Raw genomic sequence first — 17,805 nt, 5'->3', positions numbered from 1 at the left:
ATCCTCGAACTGGTCGACCGGCATTCCCGCGCGCCCGGCGGCGGCGCGGTCGATATCGAGCTGGAGATAGTCGATCGTCTCGTTGGCGACGGTCAGCACCTCGGCCGCACCGCGGGTCGATTGCAGCATGCGCTGCACCTTGCCGGCGAGATCGGCGAGCGTGGCGAGATCGGGGCCGAAGATCTTGACCGCCAGATCGCCGCGCGCGCCGGTCAGCATCTCGGCGACGCGCATCTCGATCGGCTGGGTGAAGCTGGGATCGAACCCCGGCATCCCGTCCAGCACCTTGCGCATTTCAGCGACGACGAACGCGCGGTCGCCGCGCCATTCGGCCGAAGGTTTGAGCGTGACGAACAGGTCGGTCTCGTTGAGCCCCATGGGATCGAGACCGATCTCGTCGGTGCCGGTGCGCGAGATCACCCCGGTGACTTCGGGCACCTGCCTCATCAGCTCCTGCTCGACGCGGGTGGTGAGCGCCTGCGAACGATCGAGCCCGACGCTGGGCAGCTTGGCGATCTGGATCACCACCGCGCCCTCGTCCATCGTCGGCATGAAGGTCTTGCCGACCGCGCCGTAAGCGAGCCCCGCCAGCACCAGCGCCGCGCCTGCCAGTCCGTAGACCAGTTTCTTGCGCGCGAAGGCGCCTTCGAGCAGCGCGGCATAGCGTGGGCCGAGCTGGCGCATGATCCACGGCTCGGCATGATGCCCGCTCCTGAGCCCGAACGAGGCGAGCACCGGCACAAGGGTCAGCGCGAGCAGCAGCGATCCGGCGAGCGCGAACATGATCGTCAGCGCGACGGGGGCGAACATCTTGCCTTCCAACCCCTGCAGCGACAGCAACGGCAGGAAGACCAGTGCGATGATGACCAGCCCGGCCGACACCGGCACGATCACCTCGGCGGTGGCGCGGAACACGATGTTGAGCCGCGGCGCGGCCTCGTCCTTCGCATGATTGAGCCGGTCGACGACATTCTCGACCACCACCACCGCGCCATCGACCAGCATGCCGATCGCGATCGCCAGCCCGCCGAGGCTCATCAGATTGGCCGACAGCCCCATCGCGCGCATGAACAGAAAGGTGGTGAGCGCCGCCATCGGCAAGGTCGCGGCGACGATCGCCGCCGCGCGCCAATCGCCGAGGAACAGGATGAGCAGGACGACGACGAGCAATGTCGCCTCGATCAGCGCCTTCTGCACCGTATGCACCGCGCGGCCGATCAGATCGGAGCGATCGTAGAAGACGGTGAGCGTCGTCCCCCGCGGCATCGCCTTCTGCAATTCGGCGACGCGCGCCTGGATGCCGTCGACCACCAGCCGCGCGTCGGCGCCGCGCAGCGCGATGACCAGCCCCTGCACCGCCTCGCCCTTGCCGTGCGCGGTCACCCCGCCGTAACGGGTGAGCGACCCCGCCCCGACGCTGGCGACGTCGCCGACCCGCACGATCCGCCCTTCGCGCGCGACGATCGCCATCTGCTCGATATCGCGCGCGTCGCGGATCGCGCCGACCGCGCGGACGATCAGCGCCTCCTCGCCCGCCGCGATCCGCCCCGCCCCGTCGTTGCGGTTGCCGCGCTCGATCGCGGTCTTGAGATCGTCGACCGACAGCCGCGCGGCGGCGAGCGCGACGGCATCGGGGCGCACCTCATAGGTGCGGACATGCCCGCCCAATGCGTTGACGTCGGCGACGCCGGGGACGGTGCGCAGCGCCGGGCGGATCGTCCAGTCGAGCAATTCGCGCTTCTCGGCGAGCGACAGCGGCCCGTCGATCGTGAACATGAAGACCTCGGACAGGGGGGTCGAGATCGGCGCCATTCCGCCCTCCACCCCGCGCGGCATCTCCGCCATCACCCCGGAGAGGCGCTCGCCGACCTGCTGGCGCGCCCAATAGATGTCGGTGCCGTCGGTGAAGTCGATCGTGATGTCGGCGATCGCATATTTGGCGGTCGAGCGGAGCATCGCCTGATTGGGCAGCCCGAGCATCTCCTGCTCGAGCGGCGCGATCACCCGCGTCTCGACCTCCTCCGGGGTCATGCCCGGGGCCTTGAGGATGATCTTGACCTGGGTCTGCGCGATATTGGGATAGGCGTCGACCGGCAATGTCGCATAGGCCCAGGCGCCGAGCCCCGCGACGACCAGCGTCAGCGCCAGCACGAACAGCCGGTAGGACAGCGACCAGGCGACCAGCGCGCGGAACATCAGTCGTGCCCCGCGATCGACTTGAGCTCGCTCATCCCGGTGACCGCGATCTGCTCGCCCGCGCGCAGCCCGTCGCGGATCACGATCCGGCCGTCGGCGCGGTCGCCGGTCTGCACCGCGCGCACCGCGACGCTTTTGCCGGTGCGGACGAAGACGCTCGGCTTGCCCTTCACCTCGACCACCGCGCCCGCCGGCACCGCGATCGCGCCCGCCGGCGCGGGGGCGAAGAGCGTCGCGGGCAGCGCCCGCCCCGACACCACCCCGGCGGCGGCCGGCACCCGCGCGCGCAGCGTCGCCGAGCGCGTCTCGGGATCGAGCGCGTGGCCGACGCTGGTCACCTCGCCGCGCACGTCGCCGGGCAGCCGCACGGTCATCCCCGGGCGAACCTGCCCCAGCAGCCGTTCGGGAAGCTGCGCGGTCAGTTCGTAGCGGCTGGTCGCGTCGATCACATAGGCCGAGGTCGCCTCGCTCACCGGGCTGCCGGTCTGGATCGTCGCCTTGGTCACCTTGCCCGCGATCGGCGCGGTCAGCGTATAGCTGCCGCTCGCCGGCGCGCCGTTGACCAGCCGCACGGTGCGCCGCCGCTCGCTCAACTCGGCCTCCGCCTCGCGCAATGCGGCGCGCGCCTCGTCGGCGCGCGCGCCCGCGATCACGCCTTCGCGCGCAAGCTGCCCGAGCCGGCGATCGTTGGCGCGCGCCACCGCGACGCGCGCCGACGCCTGCTCGATCCCCGCCGCCAGCGTGATCATCTCGCGCGCGGCGATCACCGCGAGCGGCTGGCCCTGACGGACGCTATCGCCCTCCACCACCAGGGTCCGGGTGACGACGCCGGGGATCACCGCGGCGACCGCGACGCGCGCATTGGCGAAGCGGATGCCGAGCCGCGTCATCTCCGCCGCCGACAGCGCCGACAGCCCCGCCGGCGCGGGCGCCGCCGCATTCCCCGCGCCGCTTTCGCCGCCCGAACAGGCGGAGAGGCTGCCGAGCAGCGCCAGCAACGCCAGATGCCGGTTGCGAGCCATGACCGTTTCCCCCGGATTTCGTGTCCTCGGGGCGCCGACTAGCTTCGCAAACTGTCAGAATCCTGTCAGAAAACCGCCAATGCGAATCCTGCTGGTGGAAGACGAGGCCGAACTGGCGGCGCGCGTGACGGCCAATCTGACGCGTCACGGCATGACGTGCGAATCGCTCGACAACGGCGAGGATGCGCTCGATTTCGCGAGCGACGGGTTCAGCGTGCTGGTGATCGACGTCGGATTGCCGGGGATGTCGGGGATCGAGCTGGTGCGGGCGTTGCGCGCGCGCGCAATCGCCACCCCGATCCTGATCCTCACCGCGCGCAGCAGCTGGAAGGAAAAGGTCGAGGGGCTCAACGCGGGCGCCGACGACTTCATCGTCAAGCCGGTGCGCACCGAGGAACTGGTCGCGCGGCTCCACGCGCTCGCGCGCCGCGCGGCGGGGCATAGCGCAACGCGCGTCGCCGCCGGCCGCGTCGCGATCGACACCGCCACCAGCGAGGCGTGGCTCGACGATACGCCGCTCGCGCTGACCGCCACCGAATTCCGCCTGCTCCAACTGCTGCTCTACAGCGCCGGGCGGACGCTGACGCGGCAGAGCATCCTCGACAATCTCTACCAACTCCACAGCGAGCGCGACGAAAATGCGATCGAAGTGCTCGTCGGCCGGCTGCGCCGCAAGATCGGGCGCGAGCATGTCGTCACGGTGCGCGGGCTCGGCTATCGGTTCGCGGCATGAGCGAGGGGTTGCGCAACAGCCTGCGTTTCCGGCTGATCGTCGGATCGGCGGTGGGGGTGATCCTGGCGGTGCTGCTCGCCGGCTTGTTCATCGGCAATCTCTACCGCGTCCACACCACCGATCGCTTTCAGAGCGAGCTGGATCACCACCTCGGGGAATTGCGCGCGCTGATCGCGATCGACGCGCAGGGCCGACCGCGCGTCACGCAGCCCTTGTCCGATCCGCAGTTCAACCTCGCACGCTCCGGGCTCTACTGGCAGATCGACGGCAGCGGCGCGCGGCTGCGCTCCCCGTCGCTGGCCGGGGATCTCTCGATCGTCCCCGCGACCGACGACGGCTGGAAAAGCGGCCGCGTCGCGCGCGAGGCGGTGCGGATGCGCAGCATGCACACGCGCATCGCGGGGCGCCCGCTTACCCTCAGCATCGCCTCGAGCCAGCAATTGCTCGACGAACAGGTCGCGCGTTTCCACAAGGATCTCATCCTGTCGATGACCGCAGTCGGGCTGCTTTTGCTCGCGGGGGCGGCGGCGCTGGTCCGTTTCGGGCTGACACCGGTGCGGCGGCTCGGCGAGGATGTCGAGCGCCTGCGCAATGGCGAGACCGAGCGGCTCGATCCGCACGTCCCCAGCGAATTCATGCCGATCGTCGGGCGGTTCAACGCCTTGCTCGACGGACAGGCGCAGCTCATCACCCGCGCGCGCACCGAATCCGGCAATCTGGCGCACAACCTGCGCACCCCGCTCGCGCTGATCATCGACGAGGCCGAGCAGCTCCGCCTGACGGGGAACGCCGGCGCCAGCGAATTCCTGCTCAAGCGCTGCGCGGTGATGCAGCGCCAGATCGACTATCATCTCGCGCGCGCCGCCGCCGCCGGGACGCGCGGCGCGGGCACGCTCACCGAGGTCCGCCCGTTGCTCGCGCAAATCGTCGAGGCGCTGCAACGCCTCCATGCCGATCGCAAGATCGCGGTGGAGATCGCGGTGCCCGCCGGACTGCGCCTTCCGTGCGATCCCGGCGATCTCGCCGAGATCCTTTCCAACCTGATCGACAATGCCTTCAAATGGGCGAACCGGCGCATCACCATCACCGGCGCGCCCGACGGCATCGAGATCGGCGACGACGGCCCGGGCATCCCGGCCGATCAGCGCGAGGCGGTCCTGGCGGTGGGCAAAAGGCTGGATCCGGATACGCCCGGCACCGGGCTGGGCCTGGCCGCCGCCGCCGATCTGCTGCGTTTCTACGGCGGCCGGCTGTTGCTGCGCGACCGCGACGGCGGCGGTTTGCGCGCCGCGGCGCACTTCGCCCCATAGCAGCCTGATCACCGGCCACGGCACGAAGCTGGCGTCGAGCGCCCGAACGCGACACTATGCGCGCATGATCCGTCGCCCCAGTCTGGAGACCGTTATGATCCGTGCGTCGTTCGTCGCTGCGCTGGCGCTCAGCACTGTGGCGGCCTGCAACGCCCAGCCCACGACCGGGCCGCTGAGCGGCAAGGAATGGGCTGCGCTCGCCGCAGCCGCCAGGCCGGGCGGGATAATCGACCTCGGGGAGCGTCGCGTCACCTTCGCGCGCGTGAAGGGGCTCCACGACGTGACGATCAAGGGCGGGGTGTTCGGACCGGTGGTCCTCGATCAATGGCGCAATGTGACGTTTGATGGCACGCGGTTCGAAACGCCGCCCGCGGAGCGGGTGATGCACGGTTTCGCCGCGCCCTATGTCGACGCTTATTCCTCCGAGCGGTTGACGTTCAGGAACGCGACGTTCGTCGGCTATGTCGACGACGCCGGCAATCTCACCACCGGCGGGATCAACGGGCGCGGCGGCGCGGATATCACCGTGACCGGCTGTACTTTCCGCGAACTCGGCACCGTCGCGACCTTCATGCGCACCGTGGGGGTGGTCTTCACCCGCAACAGATTCGATACCGTGCGCGAAGGCGTGCGGCTCGTCGGCGCGAGCAAGGCAACGATCGCGCACAATCGCATGGGGCCGTTCAGGCCCGCAAAGGGCGATCACCCCGACGCGGTGCAGTTTTTCACCGCCGGCCTGACGCGCCCCGACGATCGCGCCGCGCACGACGTGCTGATCGAGGGCAATTTCATCGATCCGGGGCCGAACGCGCATGTGCAAGGCATCTTCATCGGCGACGAGGCGAAGCTTTACGCGAGCGGGCGGGGTTATGCGAACATCACCGTGCGCAACAACGTCCTGATCGGCACCGGCTGGCACGGCATCACCGTCGGCCCGCACGGCCCCGGCCTGACGATCGAGGGCAACCGGCTGCTGATCCGCCGCTCCAACGATGGGGTGACCGACAACTGGATCATGGTCGGTGACGGCGGCGGCGTCGTCCGCAATAATTATGCCGGCTCGATCAAGCTCGCCCGCGGGGTGACCGGCAAGGGCAACACGTCGGTCAAACGGCCGGCGCGCGCGACGGAGATCAGCGCTGCCGCCGCGCAGCTTGCGCCGGACGCCAACAGATAGACGGTCGATTACGGCGGAAAGACATCGGCGACATATGCAAATAGCTGACCTTTACAGAGCTAATTGACTATTTGCGTATCGTTCGGCACGAATTGCAGCGAAATCACTCACCGATGTCGCAAGGAAGACGCATGCTCGATCCGCATATCGAAGGCCTGATGCGGGCAATGGCCGAAAGCGGCTTCCACCTGCCGGACCCGTTCGAGGCGGGGGCGATGCGGGCGACGCTCGATTCCCCCCTCCCCGCGCCCCCGGTCGAGATCGCCGCGGTGCGCGACATCACGATCCCCGGGCCGGCGGGGGCGATGCGCGCCAGGCTGTACCGCCCCGGCGAGGGACGATCGCCGCTGGTGATCCTGTTCCACGGCGGCGGCTGGGTGCATGGCACGCTCGACACCCACGACCGGCTGGCGCGCGGAATCGCGCGTGACGCCGATTGCGCCGTGCTCTCGGTGGACTATCGGCTCGCCCCCGAGCATCGCTTTCCCGCGGCGATCGACGATGCGGTGGCGGCGGCGCGCTGGGCGCGCGGCAATGCCGACGCGCTCGGCGTCGATCCCGCGCATTATGCGGTGGCCGGGGACAGCGCCGGGGGCAATCTGGCCGCCGCGGTGGCGCAGATCCTGGCCGGCACCGCGGACGCGCCGGCGCATCAATTGCTCTTCTATCCGGTGCTCGACGGGCGCTGCGCGAGCGCGTCCTTTGCGGTCGAGACGCCCGGCTTCCTCTCGCCGGCGCAGATGCGCTGGTATTGGGACCAATATGCGCCGGGCGACGCGCGGCTCGATCACCGAGCCTCGCCCGCGCTGGCGCCGGTCGCGGCATCGCTCGCCCCCGCGACGATCGTCGTCGCCGGCAACGATCCGCTGCATGACGAAGGCGTGGCTTATGCCGAGGCGCTGAACGCGGCGGGGGTGCCGGTGACGCTCCACGATGCCGCCGGCGGGATTCACGGCTTCGTCAGCCTGTTCGGGATGATCCCGATCGCCGACGCGGCGCTGGCGGTCGGCACCGCGGCACTGCACACGGCGTTGCACCGCTAGAGCCGTTCACCAGGCGGTGAAGCCACCGTCGACGACGATCGACTGGCCGGTGACGAACCCCGATTGCGGCGACAGCAGCCACAGCACGGTATCGGCGATGTCCTGCGGCCGGCCGAGCCGCCCCATCGGGGTCATCTGCGCGAGCTGTTCCATGTCGGCGCGATTGGCGGGATCGTCGGTGATCGCGGTATTGCCGATCCCGCCGGGGCAGACCGCATTCACCCTGATGCCCTGCCGCGCATAATCGAGCGCGACCGATCTGGTCAGCCCGACCACCCCCGCCTTCGACGCCGAATAGGCGGCCAGCCCCGGCCCGCTGACCACCCCCATGATCGACGCGGTATTGACGATCGTGCCGCCGCCGCCCTGCGCCAGCATCTGCGCGCATTCGTGCTTCATGCACCACCACACGCCCTTGAGGTTGATCGCGATCGTGCGGTCCCAATCGGCCTCCGCCATATCGACGATCGCGGCGCCGCGCGGGGCGATGCCGGCGTTGTTGAAGGCGCAGTCGAGCCGGCCATAAGCGTCGACCGCCGCCCTGACGATCCGTGCGACATCGTCGCCCGAGGCGATGTCGCCCGGAACGAACATCGCGCGTCCACCCGCCGCTTCGACCGCATGCGCACTCTCCTCGCCCGCCTGCCTGACGATATCGCCGAGCACGACGCGCGCGCCGGCCGCCGCCAGTGCCAGCGCGGTCTGCCGGCCGATCCCGGTCGCCGCTCCCGTCACCAGCGCGACCTTGCCGTCGAAACCCTGAATCATCGTCCTACGGCGCTCCACGTCGCTATTTGCGTAGATTATTTGCAGATAATCTACGTAACATCATCATGTAAAGTGCAATCGTGCTAGCAATGCGGAATGTCTCGTCGCGCCCCGCCGACCTGACAAGAGCGGAACGACGGCTCGGATGTCCCGCCGGTGCGTTTCGACCACGATCGAACCGATTGGGAGCCCCGCTATGCCCGATTACGAACTCTATTACTGGTCGGTGCCGTTTCGCGGTCAATTCGTCCGCGCGGTTCTCGCTCATGCCGGAAAGACCTGGACCGAGCACGGCGACGACGCGATCGCGCGGTTGATGGAAGGAACGCCGGCGCAAATGCCGGTCCCCTTCATGGGGCCGCCGCTGCTCGTCGACACGAAGGCGGATTTCGCCATCGCCGAGATGCCGGCGATCATTCTCTATCTCGGTGAAACGCTCGATCTCATGCCCGCCACCCCGGCGCTGCGCGCGCTCACGATGAAGATCGTCAACGACGCCAACGACGTGATCGACGACATCACCCTCGACGGCGGTCGCCTGATGTGGACGCGCGAACGCTGGCGCGAGTTCGTCCCTCGCCTGGAGAAATGGATGTCGCTGTGGGAGGAAACCGGCCGCCGGCATGGCTTGCAGGCGGAATCGGGCTTTCTGCTCGGCGGCGAGCTGCCGGGCGTCGCCGATGTCGTCACGGCCACCTTATGGTCGACCATGACCGACCGTTTCGAGGCGATCGGCGCGATCCTCGAGCAGACCGCGCCGATGACCGCCGCGCTGACCCGGCGGGTGGCCACGCTGCCGCCGCTCGCCCGCCTCGCCGCCAAAGCGCGCGAGGATTATGGCGACGCTTATTGCGGCGGCCAGATCGAGGCTTCGCTGCGCAAGGTGCTGGGCAGCTAGCCGATCCCCGCGAGTCCAGCGGCGATGCGCATCATAGCCGACAACCACCTCAATTTGCGATTGATTCTCATTTGTAGATCGTGATAGCCGGCGCCGAAAGGACGATTATGCGAAACCAACCGATTCTGATCGCCGGCGGTGGATTGGCCAGCCTGTGCCTCGCGCATGGCCTGAAGCGCGCGGGGCTGCCGTTCGCGGTCTATCAGCCGGCCGATGCTCCGCACGTACACGACACCGGATATCGGCTGCGTATCGACGCAGCCGGGCAGGAGGCGCTCGCGCGATGCCTGCCGATCGACCTGCTCTATTTGCTCTATCAAACCGCGTCGATCGCGGATTCGGACCCGTGGTCCGTCGATCCGAACCTGAAATCGCTGTCCGCCCGCGCGCCGGAGAAGCCGGACGGCATGGCAAAAGGGCTCTCCGACCTGTGCGTTTACCCCGAGACGCTGCGCCGGATCCTGCTTTGCGGCATCACCCCTCACGTCCGTCCCGGCTACGGGCTCCGCGCATATGAAGAAACCCCGGAGGGCATCGTCGCGCTCTTCGACAATAATGAGCGCGCGACCGGTCGCTTGCTGGTCGGTGCGGAGGGCGCGCTTTCCGCGATCGGCGATCCGGCGGCGCCCGCGCATACCGATACCCGCTACATCTGCGGCAAAGCGCCGGCGACCGCCGAGAATTGCCAGGCATTCGGGCGGCTGCTCTGCGCGGGCACGACGATCGTTATCGACGACGGCGTCGCCGCGCTGATCGACATCATGACCTTCCGCCGATCTTTCGGATCGATGGCTAGCGAGATTTCGGGCGACTGCCTGCTGCCCCCGGTCGCGGACCATATCTATTGGGAAGTATACGGCCCTCGCCTGCGCGAAGAACTGAACGGGTCGACCGGCGCGATGGCCCGCGCGATCGCCTCGCTGACCCGCTATTGGGCGCCGCCCTTGCAGGCGATATTCGCGCGCAGCGATCCGCGCGACTGGCGGATCCGGACCGCAGCAACCCCGCCATCAGCGACGATCGACACGTCGGGCCGCATGACGCAGCTCGGCGCCCCGATCGACGCGCCGCAGCCGTCCAGCGGCCTCGGCCTGCGGCTTGCGCTGCAAGATGCGGCGGACCTCGCCCATCGGCTGGCCGCAGCGGGCGATGACAATGATGCGACGATCCTTGCCGGCTATCGAGCCGCCGCACGCGAACGGTGGCGCAAGGCGACGCAGGTGCTCGAATCCGGTGACAGGCTGATCGCCGCGTGACACGCCCGCCCGGGCGCGTCTATCCCTCGCGCTCGGTAACCGCCGACAATCCTGCCGCCAGCGCGTCGAACACCGCCCGATAGCGTCCGCCGCGTCGCAAATCCTCGTGCATGACGATCCAGATCGGCAGCGGCAGATCGAGCGCGTCGGGCAGGATGCGCACCAATGCGGGATCGCGCCGCGCGACGGCGGTCTGGCAGATGCCGATGCCGAACCCGGCCTGGATCGCGGCGAACTGCGCCGCATCATTGTCGACGCGGAGCGCGAACATCGCGCGGTCGATCCCCGGCACATGCCGCATCGACGCGCGGATATAGGCGGTCTCGGTATCGAAACCGATGAGGTCGTGATGCTTCAGCTCGGCCGCGCTGGCGGGTATGCCGCGCAGCGCGAGATAGTCGCGATGCGCATGAAAGCCGAGCCGGACCGAACCGATCCTGCGCGCCACCAGCGCCTGCTGGGTGGGCTCGACCATGCGCACCGCGATATCGGCCCGACGCTGAAGCAGGTCGTCGACCTTGTCGGACAGCGCCAGCTCGATCGCCAGCGCCGGGTGGGCGCGGCGGAGGCGGGCGAGGATCGACGGCAGATGCATCACCCCGACCGCCTGACTGGCGCTGACGCGCACATTGCCCTCGATCGCATCCACCTGGCCGGTTCCGGTCCGACGCAACGCGGCCGCCGCGGTCACCAGCGCCTCGGCATGCGGCTGGAGCACCAGCGCGCGGTCGGTGGGTGACAGGCCGCGCTGCGAGCGGACGAACAGCTCGCCGCCGATCGCATCTTCCAGCGCGCTGATATGCCGCGCGATGCTCGGCTGGGTCATGCCCAGGACGCGCGCGGCGCCGGACAAGGAGCCCTCGCGTAGCACCGCCGCGAAGCTGCGATAGACATCCCAACTCGGTTCGCCGTTCATCTATTTTCGTATAGCAGATCTTCGACTTTCATCAATTTTCGTAAAGCTCGCCGCGCGTCATCCTTGCCGCGTCAAGACAAGGAGACGGTGATGACCAGACAGACAGCACTCATTCTCGGCGCAACCGGCGGGATCGGCGGCGCAATGATGCGGCGGATGCTGGCGAGCGGCTGGCAGGTGAAGGCGCTCACCCGCGGTGCGTCGGCGAGACTGGCGGCGGGATGCGAGCCGATCGTCGGCGACGCGCTCGATCCGGCGGCAGTGGCGTCGGCCGCGCGCGGCGCCGATGTCATCGTTCATGCGGTGAACCCGCCGGGCTATCGCGACTGGGAAAAGCTGGTGCTGCCGATGCTCGACAATACGATCGGCGCGGCGCGGGCGAGCGGCGCGCGGATCGTGCTGCCGGGGACGGTCTATAATTACGGCCCGGATGTCTTTCCCCAGTTCGACGAGGATGCGCCGCAGCGGCCGGTCACCCGCAAGGGCGCGATCCGCGTCGAAATGGAACGGCGGCTCCGCGCCGCGTCGGACAATCGCGAGGTCACCGCGCTGATCCTGCGCGCCGGCGATTATTTCGGGCCGGGCGCGGCGAACAATTGGTTCGGCCAGGGGCTGATCGCACCCGGTCGGCGGCCGGGGGTGATCCGCAACCCGGGCCGGCGCGGCATCGGGCATCAATGGGCCTATTTGCCCGATGTCGCGGAAACCATGACGCGGCTGCTGGCCGGCCCGTCGCTCCCCGATTTCGCCAATTTCCATATGGCGGGTCATTGGGATGCCAGCGGCACGCAGATGGTCGACGCCATTGCGCGCGCGCTGGGATCGCCGAACGTGCCGATCCGGCCGCTGCCGTGGTGGCAGCTCCGCCTCGCCGCGCTGGTCGCGACGACGCCGCGCGAGCTCATGGAAATGCGCTATCTGTGGCACCAGCCGGTGCGGATGACCAATGCACGGTTGCTGGCGCAGCTTGGCGAGGAACCGCATACGCCGCTCGACCAAGCCGTGCGCGCGACGCTGGCGAGCCTCGGCTGCACCACCGAAAGCCGGGCTCAGCCGAGCCGGATCGACAGTTCGACATCGTCGGTGAACGGCATGGTGATATAGCCGTTCGCGACCGCGCCGACATGCGCGAGATAATCGGGGCAATAATCGGCATTGTCGGCGACGATCACCGCACCGGGACGGAGCCGGCTTTCGACCAGCTGCAGAATATCGCCATAGAGCGATTTGGCGCCGTCGAGCAGCAACAGATCGACATGTTCCGGGAGATCGGTCGCCAGCGTCGCGAGCGCATCGCCCTCCCGGAACTCGACCAGATCGGCCAGCCCGCCGGCCGCCAGATTGGCCTTGGCCCGCGCGATCTTCGACGGTTCGAACTCGCTGGTGATCAACCGGCCGCCGCCATTGTCGCGCAGCGCCGCCGCGAGATGCAGCGTCGACAGGCCGAACGACGTCCCGAATTCGACGATCGCGGTGGCGCGTGTCGCGCGCGCCAGCATGTAGAGCAGCCGGCCGGTTTCGCGCGAGACCGGCAGCGCAAAATCCTTCAGCTCGGCGTAAAGCGCGCGATAGTCATCCTTGCTCCGCATCAGCCGGCGGCGCTCCTCGGCGGAGAGTGAGGCGAAGGCCGGGCTGGCAAAGGGCGAGGCCGCTTCCGCCTCGGCGAACAGACGATCGAGAAGAGGCGCGACGGGCGCGCCGACAAAGGTGGACATTGATTATCTCCGATAAGCGGGCAAATCCGCATTTGCCCGAACCGGAAAATACGAATAGTTCGTCGCATTTCCTATTCGCATTGGCCGGAGCCGCAACGATGCCTCGCCCAACCACCCGCGTTTCCTCGCGAAAACAGCCGCGGCAGGCGCGATCGACCGAGCTGGTTTCGGCGGTGCTCGACGCAGCTGTTCAGGTTTTGGCGGCCGAAGGCGCGGCGCGTTTCACCACCGCGCGGGTGGCCGAGCGCGCGGGGGTCAGCGTGGGATCGCTCTATCAATATTTCCCCAACAAGGCGTCGATCCTGTTCCGGCTGCAGAGCGACGAGTGGCGACGCACGACCGATCTGTTGCGGGGAATCCTCGAGGACAGGCGCGTCCCGCCGCTCGATCGGTTGCGGACGCTGGTGCATGCCTTCGTCCGATCCGAATGCGAGGAGGCGCAAATCCGCGGCGCGCTCAACGACGCGGCGCCGCTCTATCGCGACGCCCCCGAGGCGATCGAAGTCCACGCCGCGAGCGCGGACATCTTCAGGGCCTTCACGCGCGAGGTCCTCCCCGACCTTGCCGACGAAGCGCGATCGCGCACCAGCGATCTCGTCAAGACGACGCTCAGCGAGGTCGGCGGGAGTTTCTCCTCGGTATCGCGTACCCCCGCCGAGATCGAAAGCTATGCCGCAGCGCTCGCCGATATGCTGTGCGCCTATCTCGAGCGGCTCATGACGAGGGATCGCCGGTGATCGCCTGGCCGGTTCGCTCGACGGAGGTATAGATCCACGCGCGCGCGACGGCATCGCGCGCGCGGAACGCGGCGATTTGATCGGCGAGCTGGAGCGTCTGCGCGATCGAATCGCGTCCGGCCAGCAAGGCTTCGCGCGCATCGGGATCGATCTCGAAATGCCAGGCCCTCGCATGATCCAGCGAGACGGCCTGCGTATCCAGATCGACGGTGAGATGCGGTGATGCCGATTCTTCGAGCGCCGCGGCGATCGTCGCCACCACATCGCGATCGAGCAGCACGGGAACCACGCCATTGGCGATGCAATTGGCCTGGAAGATCGGGTTGAACGACGGTGCCACCACCGCACGGATGCCGAATTCCGCCAGCGCCCAGACGGCATGCTCGCGGCTCGACCCGCAGCCGAAATTCGCCCCGCTGACGAGGATCCGCGCGCCGGCATAGCGCGGCCGGTTGAGCACGAAATCGCGCTGCGGCTCGCGCGAGCCGATCGCGACATAGCGCCAACCGGCGAACAGGCCGTCGGCCAGCCCCTTTTTCGACACGCTGCGCATCTCACGCGAGGGGATGATCGCATCGGTATCGACATTGTCGCGGAGCAGCGGCGCGGCGATCGCGGTGAGCGTGGTAAAGGGTTTCATCGGGCGGCCACCCGACGCGGATCGGCGATATGGCCGGCGATCGCCGAAGCGGCGACCGTTTCCGGCGACGCGAGATGCGTGCGCGTGCCGGGGCCCTGCCGGCTTTCGAAATTGCGATTGGTCGAGGAGACGACGCGCTCCTGCGGGCCGAAGCTCTCGCCGCCGGCAAAGAAGCACATCGAGCAGCCGGATTCGCGCCACTCGAAGCCGGCGGCGCGAAAAATCTCGTCCAGCCCCTCCGCCTCCGCGGCGCGTTTGACCTGCGTCGACCCGGGGACGCAGATCGCCTTCACCCCCGGCGCGACGTGCCGGCCGCGGAGCAAGGCGGCGGCGCGGCGCAGATCGCCGATGCGGCTGTTGGTGCACGATCCGATGAAGGCGGCGTCGATCGGCAGTTCGGCGAGCCGCATCCCCGGCGCCAGCCCCATATAATCGAGCGCGCGCGCCTGTCCCTCGGTGGTGCCCTGCCCCGCGCCCGGCGCCGGCACCGCGCCGTCGATCGCCACCACCTGCTGCGGGCTCGTGCCCCAGGTGATCATCGGCGCGACGTCCCGCGCATCGAATATGCGCTCGACATCGAAGCGGGCGTCATCGTCGCTGGCAAGCGACAGCCAATGCCCGGCCGCGGCCGCCCAATCCGCGCCGGTCGGGGCAAAGCGGCGCCCCTCGAGGAAATCGATCACCTTTTCGTCGGGCGCGATGATCGCGGTGAAGGCGGCGAATTCGGTCGCCATGTTGCACAAGGTCAGCCGCCCCTCGACATCGAGCGCGCGGACCGCGCTGCCGGCATATTCGACGACATGCCCCGCGCCGCCACCGACCCCGAAGCGGCCGAGCAGCGCCAGCGCTAGATCCTTGGCCGTCACCCCCGGCGCGAGTTCGCCGTCGATCCGGATTCGCATCCGCGGCGGACGGCGCACCCGCAACGTCGACGTCGCCAGCGCATGTTCCGCCTCGGTCGAGCCGATCCCCCAGGCGAGCGCGCCCAACGCGCCCTGCGAGCAGGTATGGCTATCCGGGCAGATCAGGGTCGCGCCCGGCAGCACGATGCCGAGTTCGGGCGACATCACATGGACGATGCCCTGCTGCGGATCGTCGAGATCGAACAGCCGGATCCCCGCCTTCCCCGCCGCCTCGCGCGTCGCAAGGATGAAGTCGGTGCCGGTCGGCATCAAGGTCCGGTCGGTGCGGCCGGGGCGCGTGTCGATGATATGGTCCATCACCGCGAACGCCTGATCGGGCGCCGCTACCGGCAACCCCCGCTCCTCCAGACCGCGCAGCGCGACGCCGCCGGTGCGCTCGTGGAGCAGGATCCGGTCGATCAGGATCAGGTCGAGCCCGCCCGGCGTCCGGGTGACGCGATGCGCATCCCAGATCTTGTCGAAAATCGTCCGGCTCAACGCGCCACGCCCTCGCCCAACACCTCGCCATTATGCTGCCCCGGCAGCGGCAGGTCACGCTGCAGCCCCGGCTTGCGGCCGTCGATTTCGAGCGGCAGCGCCGGAAGCGACACCTTCCGCCCGTTTTCCAGCGTCACGTCGAGCAGCCCGCCCGCCGCGGTGAGATGCGGATCGTCGAACAGATCCTGCGGCCGGGTGATCGGCGCGAACGGCAGTCCGATCGCCTCCAGCTTCGCGACGATCGCGTCGCGCGGCATCCCGGCGAACATCGCGCGCAGCGGCGGCAGCACGCGATCGCGCTGGCACACGCGATCGTTATTGGCGGCGAGTCCCGCGTCGGCGGCGAAGTCGGCCAGGTCGAATTCGCCGCAGAACGCCTGCCATTGCGCGTCGCTCACCACGCCGACGAACAATTGCTCGTCGGGATCGGCAGTCTCGAATACGTCGTAGACCGCCCAGGCCGAAATCCGCGCCGGCATCGGCGGCGCCGGGGTGCCGGTCACCGCGGCCTGCGCCATATGCTGGCCGACGAAGAAGGCGGTCGTCTCGAACAAGGAGCATTTCACCTCGCCGCCCGCGCCGGTGCGGTGCCGCCGCTCGAGCGCGGCGAGGATGCCGATCACTCCGAACATCCCCCCCGCGATATCGATCACCGACGCGCCCGCACGCAGCGGGCGCCCGGGCGGCCCGGTCATATAGGCGAGCCCGCCCATCATCTGCACCACTTCGTCGAGCGCGGTGCGATGCCCGTAGGGGCCGGTCAGAAACCCCTTGGCGGTGCAATAGATCAGCCGCGGGTTGCTCTCGCGGAAGGTCTCCGGCCCGAGCCCGAGCTTGTCGAGCGCGCCGGGTCGGAAATTCTCGATCATCACATCGGCATCGTCGATCAGCCGGCGCGCCGCGGCCTTGCCCTCGTCCGATTTGAGATCGAGGCAGATGCTGCGCTTGTTGCGGTTGAACATCGGGAAATAGCCCGCGCCCGATCCGAGCAGCCGGCGCGTATGATCCCCGCCTTCGGGCTCCACCTTGACGACGTCGGCGCCGAGATCGCCGAGAATCAGCCCGATCGACGGGCCCATGACCATATGAGTGAATTCAACTACTTTCAGGCCGGCCAGCGGCAACGCTTCCATCATCCCTGTTTCCCGGCTTACACGTCGACATGCCTCGACAACCTGTCGTCATTTGATATAGAAATAGGACAATAAGGCAAGCGGAGGTTTGATGGCGCCCGAGATATTGGTCAGCGAGGTCGGCCCGCGCGACGGGCTGCAGAGCATCAAGAACATCCTGCCGACCGACGTCAAAAAGGCGTGGATCGCGGCCGAAGCGGCGGCGGGGGTGCGCGAGATCGAGGTCGGCAGTTTCGTTCCGGCGAAGCTGTTGCCGCAACTCGCCGATACTGCCGAAATCGTCGCCTTTGCCAAGACGATTCCCGGTCTGACGGTGGCGGTGCTGGTGCCTAACCTGCGCGGCGCCGAGGCGGCGATCGCCGCCGGCGCGGACAAACTCACCCTGCCGCTGTCGGTTTCCGAGACGCACAGCCTCGCCAATCTGCGCCGCACCCACGAACAGGTGATCGACGAGGCCCGCGCGATCGCCAAACTGGTCGCCGCGCAGCCCGAAGACCGCCGGCCGCATTTCGAGGGCAGCCTGTCGACCGTGTTCGGCTGCACGCTCGAAGGCGCGATCCCGCTGGCGCAGATCCTGCGTCTCGCCGAGGCGCTGATGACCGCAGGCTGCGACGAGGTCGGGCTGTCCGACACGACCGGCTACGCCGATCCGAAAGCGGTGAAGGACATGGTCCGCGCGGTGCGCGGCGCGGTGGGGGATGCGGCGCTGACCGGCATCCATCTGCACAATACCCGCGGGCTCGGCCTCGCCAATGTGCTGGCGGGGCTCGATATGGGGCTGACGACGGTGGACGCCTCGCTGGGCGGGATCGGCGGCTGCCCGTTCGCGCCGGGGGCGAGCGGCAATATCGTCACCGAGGA

The 17,805-nt window shown here is 68.6% G+C and carries 17 protein-coding genes; 9 read left to right on the top strand and 8 right to left on the bottom strand.

Annotated features, from left to right (window positions below):
- Both BGN95_RS02350 and BGN95_RS02345 read right to left on the bottom strand, forming a co-directional pair.
- Positions 1-2,196: efflux RND transporter permease subunit (locus BGN95_RS02350; protein ID WP_286771503.1), on the bottom strand; the 2,196-nt coding region annotated here is incomplete at its 3' end.
- The gene (locus BGN95_RS02345) at positions 2,196-3,218 is read right to left on the bottom strand and encodes an efflux RND transporter periplasmic adaptor subunit (protein WP_286771502.1); all 1,023 of its coding nucleotides are present in this window, start codon (positions 3,216-3,218) and stop codon (positions 2,196-2,198) included. The genes BGN95_RS02345 and BGN95_RS02350, both read right to left, overlap by 1 nt.
- Positions 3,219-3,297: 79 nt before the next feature.
- Here BGN95_RS02345 and BGN95_RS02340 point away from each other — a divergent pair, with 79 nt between their 5' ends.
- The 4 genes from BGN95_RS02340 to BGN95_RS02325 all read left to right on the top strand — a co-directional run bounded on the left by BGN95_RS02340 (position 3,298) and on the right by BGN95_RS02325 (position 7,481).
- Positions 3,298-3,951, top strand: a complete 654-nt coding sequence (locus tag BGN95_RS02340) for a response regulator transcription factor (protein WP_265311514.1) — start codon at positions 3,298-3,300, stop codon at positions 3,949-3,951.
- Positions 3,948-5,261 carry a sensor histidine kinase gene (locus BGN95_RS02335; protein WP_286771501.1) on the top strand — a complete coding sequence of 438 codons (1,314 nt, stop codon included), beginning with the start codon at positions 3,948-3,950 and terminating at the stop codon, positions 5,259-5,261. Before BGN95_RS02340 ends, BGN95_RS02335 begins: the two co-directional genes overlap by 4 nt.
- A gap of 94 nt (positions 5,262-5,355) precedes the next feature.
- Complete coding sequence (locus tag BGN95_RS02330; protein WP_265311516.1) at positions 5,356-6,438, top strand: right-handed parallel beta-helix repeat-containing protein; 1,083 nt, start codon at positions 5,356-5,358, stop codon at positions 6,436-6,438.
- Positions 6,439-6,569: 131 nt separating this feature from the next.
- Positions 6,570-7,481 (top strand): alpha/beta hydrolase, encoded by a 912-nt coding sequence (locus BGN95_RS02325; RefSeq protein WP_286771500.1) that lies wholly within the window; start codon positions 6,570-6,572, stop codon positions 7,479-7,481.
- Positions 7,482-7,487: 6 nt separating this feature from the next.
- Here BGN95_RS02325 and BGN95_RS02320 read toward each other — a convergent pair whose 3' ends face one another.
- Complete coding sequence (locus BGN95_RS02320; protein ID WP_286771499.1) at positions 7,488-8,249, bottom strand: glucose 1-dehydrogenase; 762 nt, start codon at positions 8,247-8,249, stop codon at positions 7,488-7,490.
- A gap of 196 nt (positions 8,250-8,445) precedes the next feature.
- On the opposite strand from BGN95_RS02320, the gene gst reads away from it, so the two are divergent.
- Positions 8,446-9,147, top strand: coding sequence for a glutathione transferase, Atu5508 family (gene gst, locus BGN95_RS02315; protein WP_286771498.1), 702 nt, complete (start codon positions 8,446-8,448; stop codon positions 9,145-9,147).
- A gap of 107 nt (positions 9,148-9,254) precedes the next feature.
- Positions 9,255-10,403, top strand: coding sequence for an FAD-dependent oxidoreductase (locus tag BGN95_RS02310; RefSeq protein ID WP_286771497.1), 1,149 nt, complete (start codon positions 9,255-9,257; stop codon positions 10,401-10,403).
- Positions 10,404-10,422: 19 nt separating this feature from the next.
- On the opposite strand, the gene BGN95_RS02305 is transcribed toward BGN95_RS02310, so the two are convergent.
- Positions 10,423-11,319 carry a LysR family transcriptional regulator gene (locus tag BGN95_RS02305; RefSeq protein ID WP_286771496.1) on the bottom strand — a complete coding sequence of 299 codons (897 nt, stop codon included), beginning with the start codon at positions 11,317-11,319 and terminating at the stop codon, positions 10,423-10,425.
- 90 nt (positions 11,320-11,409) lie between these two features.
- Here BGN95_RS02305 and BGN95_RS02300 point away from each other — a divergent pair, with 90 nt between their 5' ends.
- A complete protein-coding gene (locus BGN95_RS02300; RefSeq protein ID WP_286771495.1) occupies positions 11,410-12,423 on the top strand; it encodes an NAD-dependent epimerase/dehydratase family protein in 1,014 nt (337 codons plus the stop codon).
- On the opposite strand, the gene BGN95_RS02295 is transcribed toward BGN95_RS02300, so the two are convergent.
- Complete coding sequence (locus BGN95_RS02295; protein WP_286771494.1) at positions 12,369-13,034, bottom strand: O-methyltransferase; 666 nt, start codon at positions 13,032-13,034, stop codon at positions 12,369-12,371. The two genes, BGN95_RS02300 and BGN95_RS02295, sit on opposite strands and share 55 nt — an antisense overlap.
- Before the next feature lie 98 nt (positions 13,035-13,132).
- Here BGN95_RS02295 and BGN95_RS02290 point away from each other — a divergent pair, with 98 nt between their 5' ends.
- On the top strand, positions 13,133-13,771 hold the full coding sequence (locus BGN95_RS02290) for a TetR/AcrR family transcriptional regulator (protein ID WP_286771493.1): 639 nt from the start codon (positions 13,133-13,135) through the stop codon (positions 13,769-13,771).
- Here BGN95_RS02290 and leuD read toward each other — a convergent pair.
- The 3 genes from leuD to BGN95_RS02275 are packed head-to-tail and all read right to left on the bottom strand — an operon-like array spanning position 13,749 to position 16,947.
- Positions 13,749-14,411, bottom strand: a complete 663-nt coding sequence (leuD, locus tag BGN95_RS02285; protein WP_286771492.1) for a 3-isopropylmalate dehydratase small subunit — start codon at positions 14,409-14,411, stop codon at positions 13,749-13,751. The genes BGN95_RS02290 and leuD overlap by 23 nt on opposite strands.
- A complete protein-coding gene (locus BGN95_RS02280) occupies positions 14,408-15,811 on the bottom strand; it encodes a 3-isopropylmalate dehydratase large subunit (RefSeq protein WP_286771491.1) in 1,404 nt (467 codons plus the stop codon). The genes leuD and BGN95_RS02280 overlap by 4 nt, the downstream gene beginning before the upstream one ends.
- Positions 15,808-16,947 carry a CaiB/BaiF CoA transferase family protein gene (locus tag BGN95_RS02275; protein WP_353744663.1) on the bottom strand — a complete coding sequence of 380 codons (1,140 nt, stop codon included), beginning with the start codon at positions 16,945-16,947 and terminating at the stop codon, positions 15,808-15,810. The genes BGN95_RS02280 and BGN95_RS02275 overlap by 4 nt, the downstream gene beginning before the upstream one ends.
- 88 nt (positions 16,948-17,035) lie before the next feature.
- Between BGN95_RS02275 and BGN95_RS02270 the strand changes: the two genes are divergently transcribed.
- Positions 17,036-17,805, top strand: a 770-nt coding sequence (locus tag BGN95_RS02270; protein WP_286771490.1) for a hydroxymethylglutaryl-CoA lyase, incomplete at its 3' end; no start/stop codon positions are given.

The sequence above is a fragment of the Sphingomonas sp. 66-10 genome (assembly GCF_001897045.1).
GTDB lineage: Bacteria > Pseudomonadota > Alphaproteobacteria > Sphingomonadales > Sphingomonadaceae > Sphingomonas > Sphingomonas lycopersici.
The sequence above is the reverse complement of the archived record's forward strand: the minus strand, read 5'-3'. Positions and strand labels throughout refer to the sequence as shown.

Excerpts from the sequence above, each read along its gene's own strand:
- BGN95_RS02345 (WP_286771502.1), bottom strand. The coding sequence starts at position 3,218 with ATGGCTCGCAACCGGCATCTGGCGTTGCTGGCGCTGCTCGGCAGCCTC.
- BGN95_RS02340 (WP_265311514.1), top strand. The coding sequence starts at position 3,298 with ATGCGAATCCTGCTGGTGGAAGACGAGGCCGAACTGGCGGCGCGCGTG.
- BGN95_RS02335 (WP_286771501.1), top strand. The coding sequence starts at position 3,948 with ATGAGCGAGGGGTTGCGCAACAGCCTGCGTTTCCGGCTGATCGTCGGA.
- BGN95_RS02330 (WP_265311516.1), top strand. The coding sequence starts at position 5,356 with ATGATCCGTGCGTCGTTCGTCGCTGCGCTGGCGCTCAGCACTGTGGCG.
- BGN95_RS02325 (WP_286771500.1), top strand. The coding sequence starts at position 6,570 with ATGCTCGATCCGCATATCGAAGGCCTGATGCGGGCAATGGCCGAAAGC.
- BGN95_RS02320 (WP_286771499.1), bottom strand. The coding sequence starts at position 8,249 with ATGATTCAGGGTTTCGACGGCAAGGTCGCGCTGGTGACGGGAGCGGCG.
- gst (WP_286771498.1), top strand. The coding sequence starts at position 8,446 with ATGCCCGATTACGAACTCTATTACTGGTCGGTGCCGTTTCGCGGTCAA.
- BGN95_RS02310 (WP_286771497.1), top strand. The coding sequence starts at position 9,255 with ATGCGAAACCAACCGATTCTGATCGCCGGCGGTGGATTGGCCAGCCTG.
- BGN95_RS02305 (WP_286771496.1), bottom strand. The coding sequence starts at position 11,319 with ATGAACGGCGAACCGAGTTGGGATGTCTATCGCAGCTTCGCGGCGGTG.
- BGN95_RS02300 (WP_286771495.1), top strand. The coding sequence starts at position 11,410 with ATGACCAGACAGACAGCACTCATTCTCGGCGCAACCGGCGGGATCGGC.
- BGN95_RS02295 (WP_286771494.1), bottom strand. The coding sequence starts at position 13,034 with ATGTCCACCTTTGTCGGCGCGCCCGTCGCGCCTCTTCTCGATCGTCTG.
- BGN95_RS02290 (WP_286771493.1), top strand. The coding sequence starts at position 13,133 with ATGCCTCGCCCAACCACCCGCGTTTCCTCGCGAAAACAGCCGCGGCAG.
- leuD (WP_286771492.1), bottom strand. The coding sequence starts at position 14,411 with ATGAAACCCTTTACCACGCTCACCGCGATCGCCGCGCCGCTGCTCCGC.
- BGN95_RS02275 (WP_353744663.1), bottom strand. The coding sequence starts at position 16,947 with ATGATGGAAGCGTTGCCGCTGGCCGGCCTGAAAGTAGTTGAATTCACT.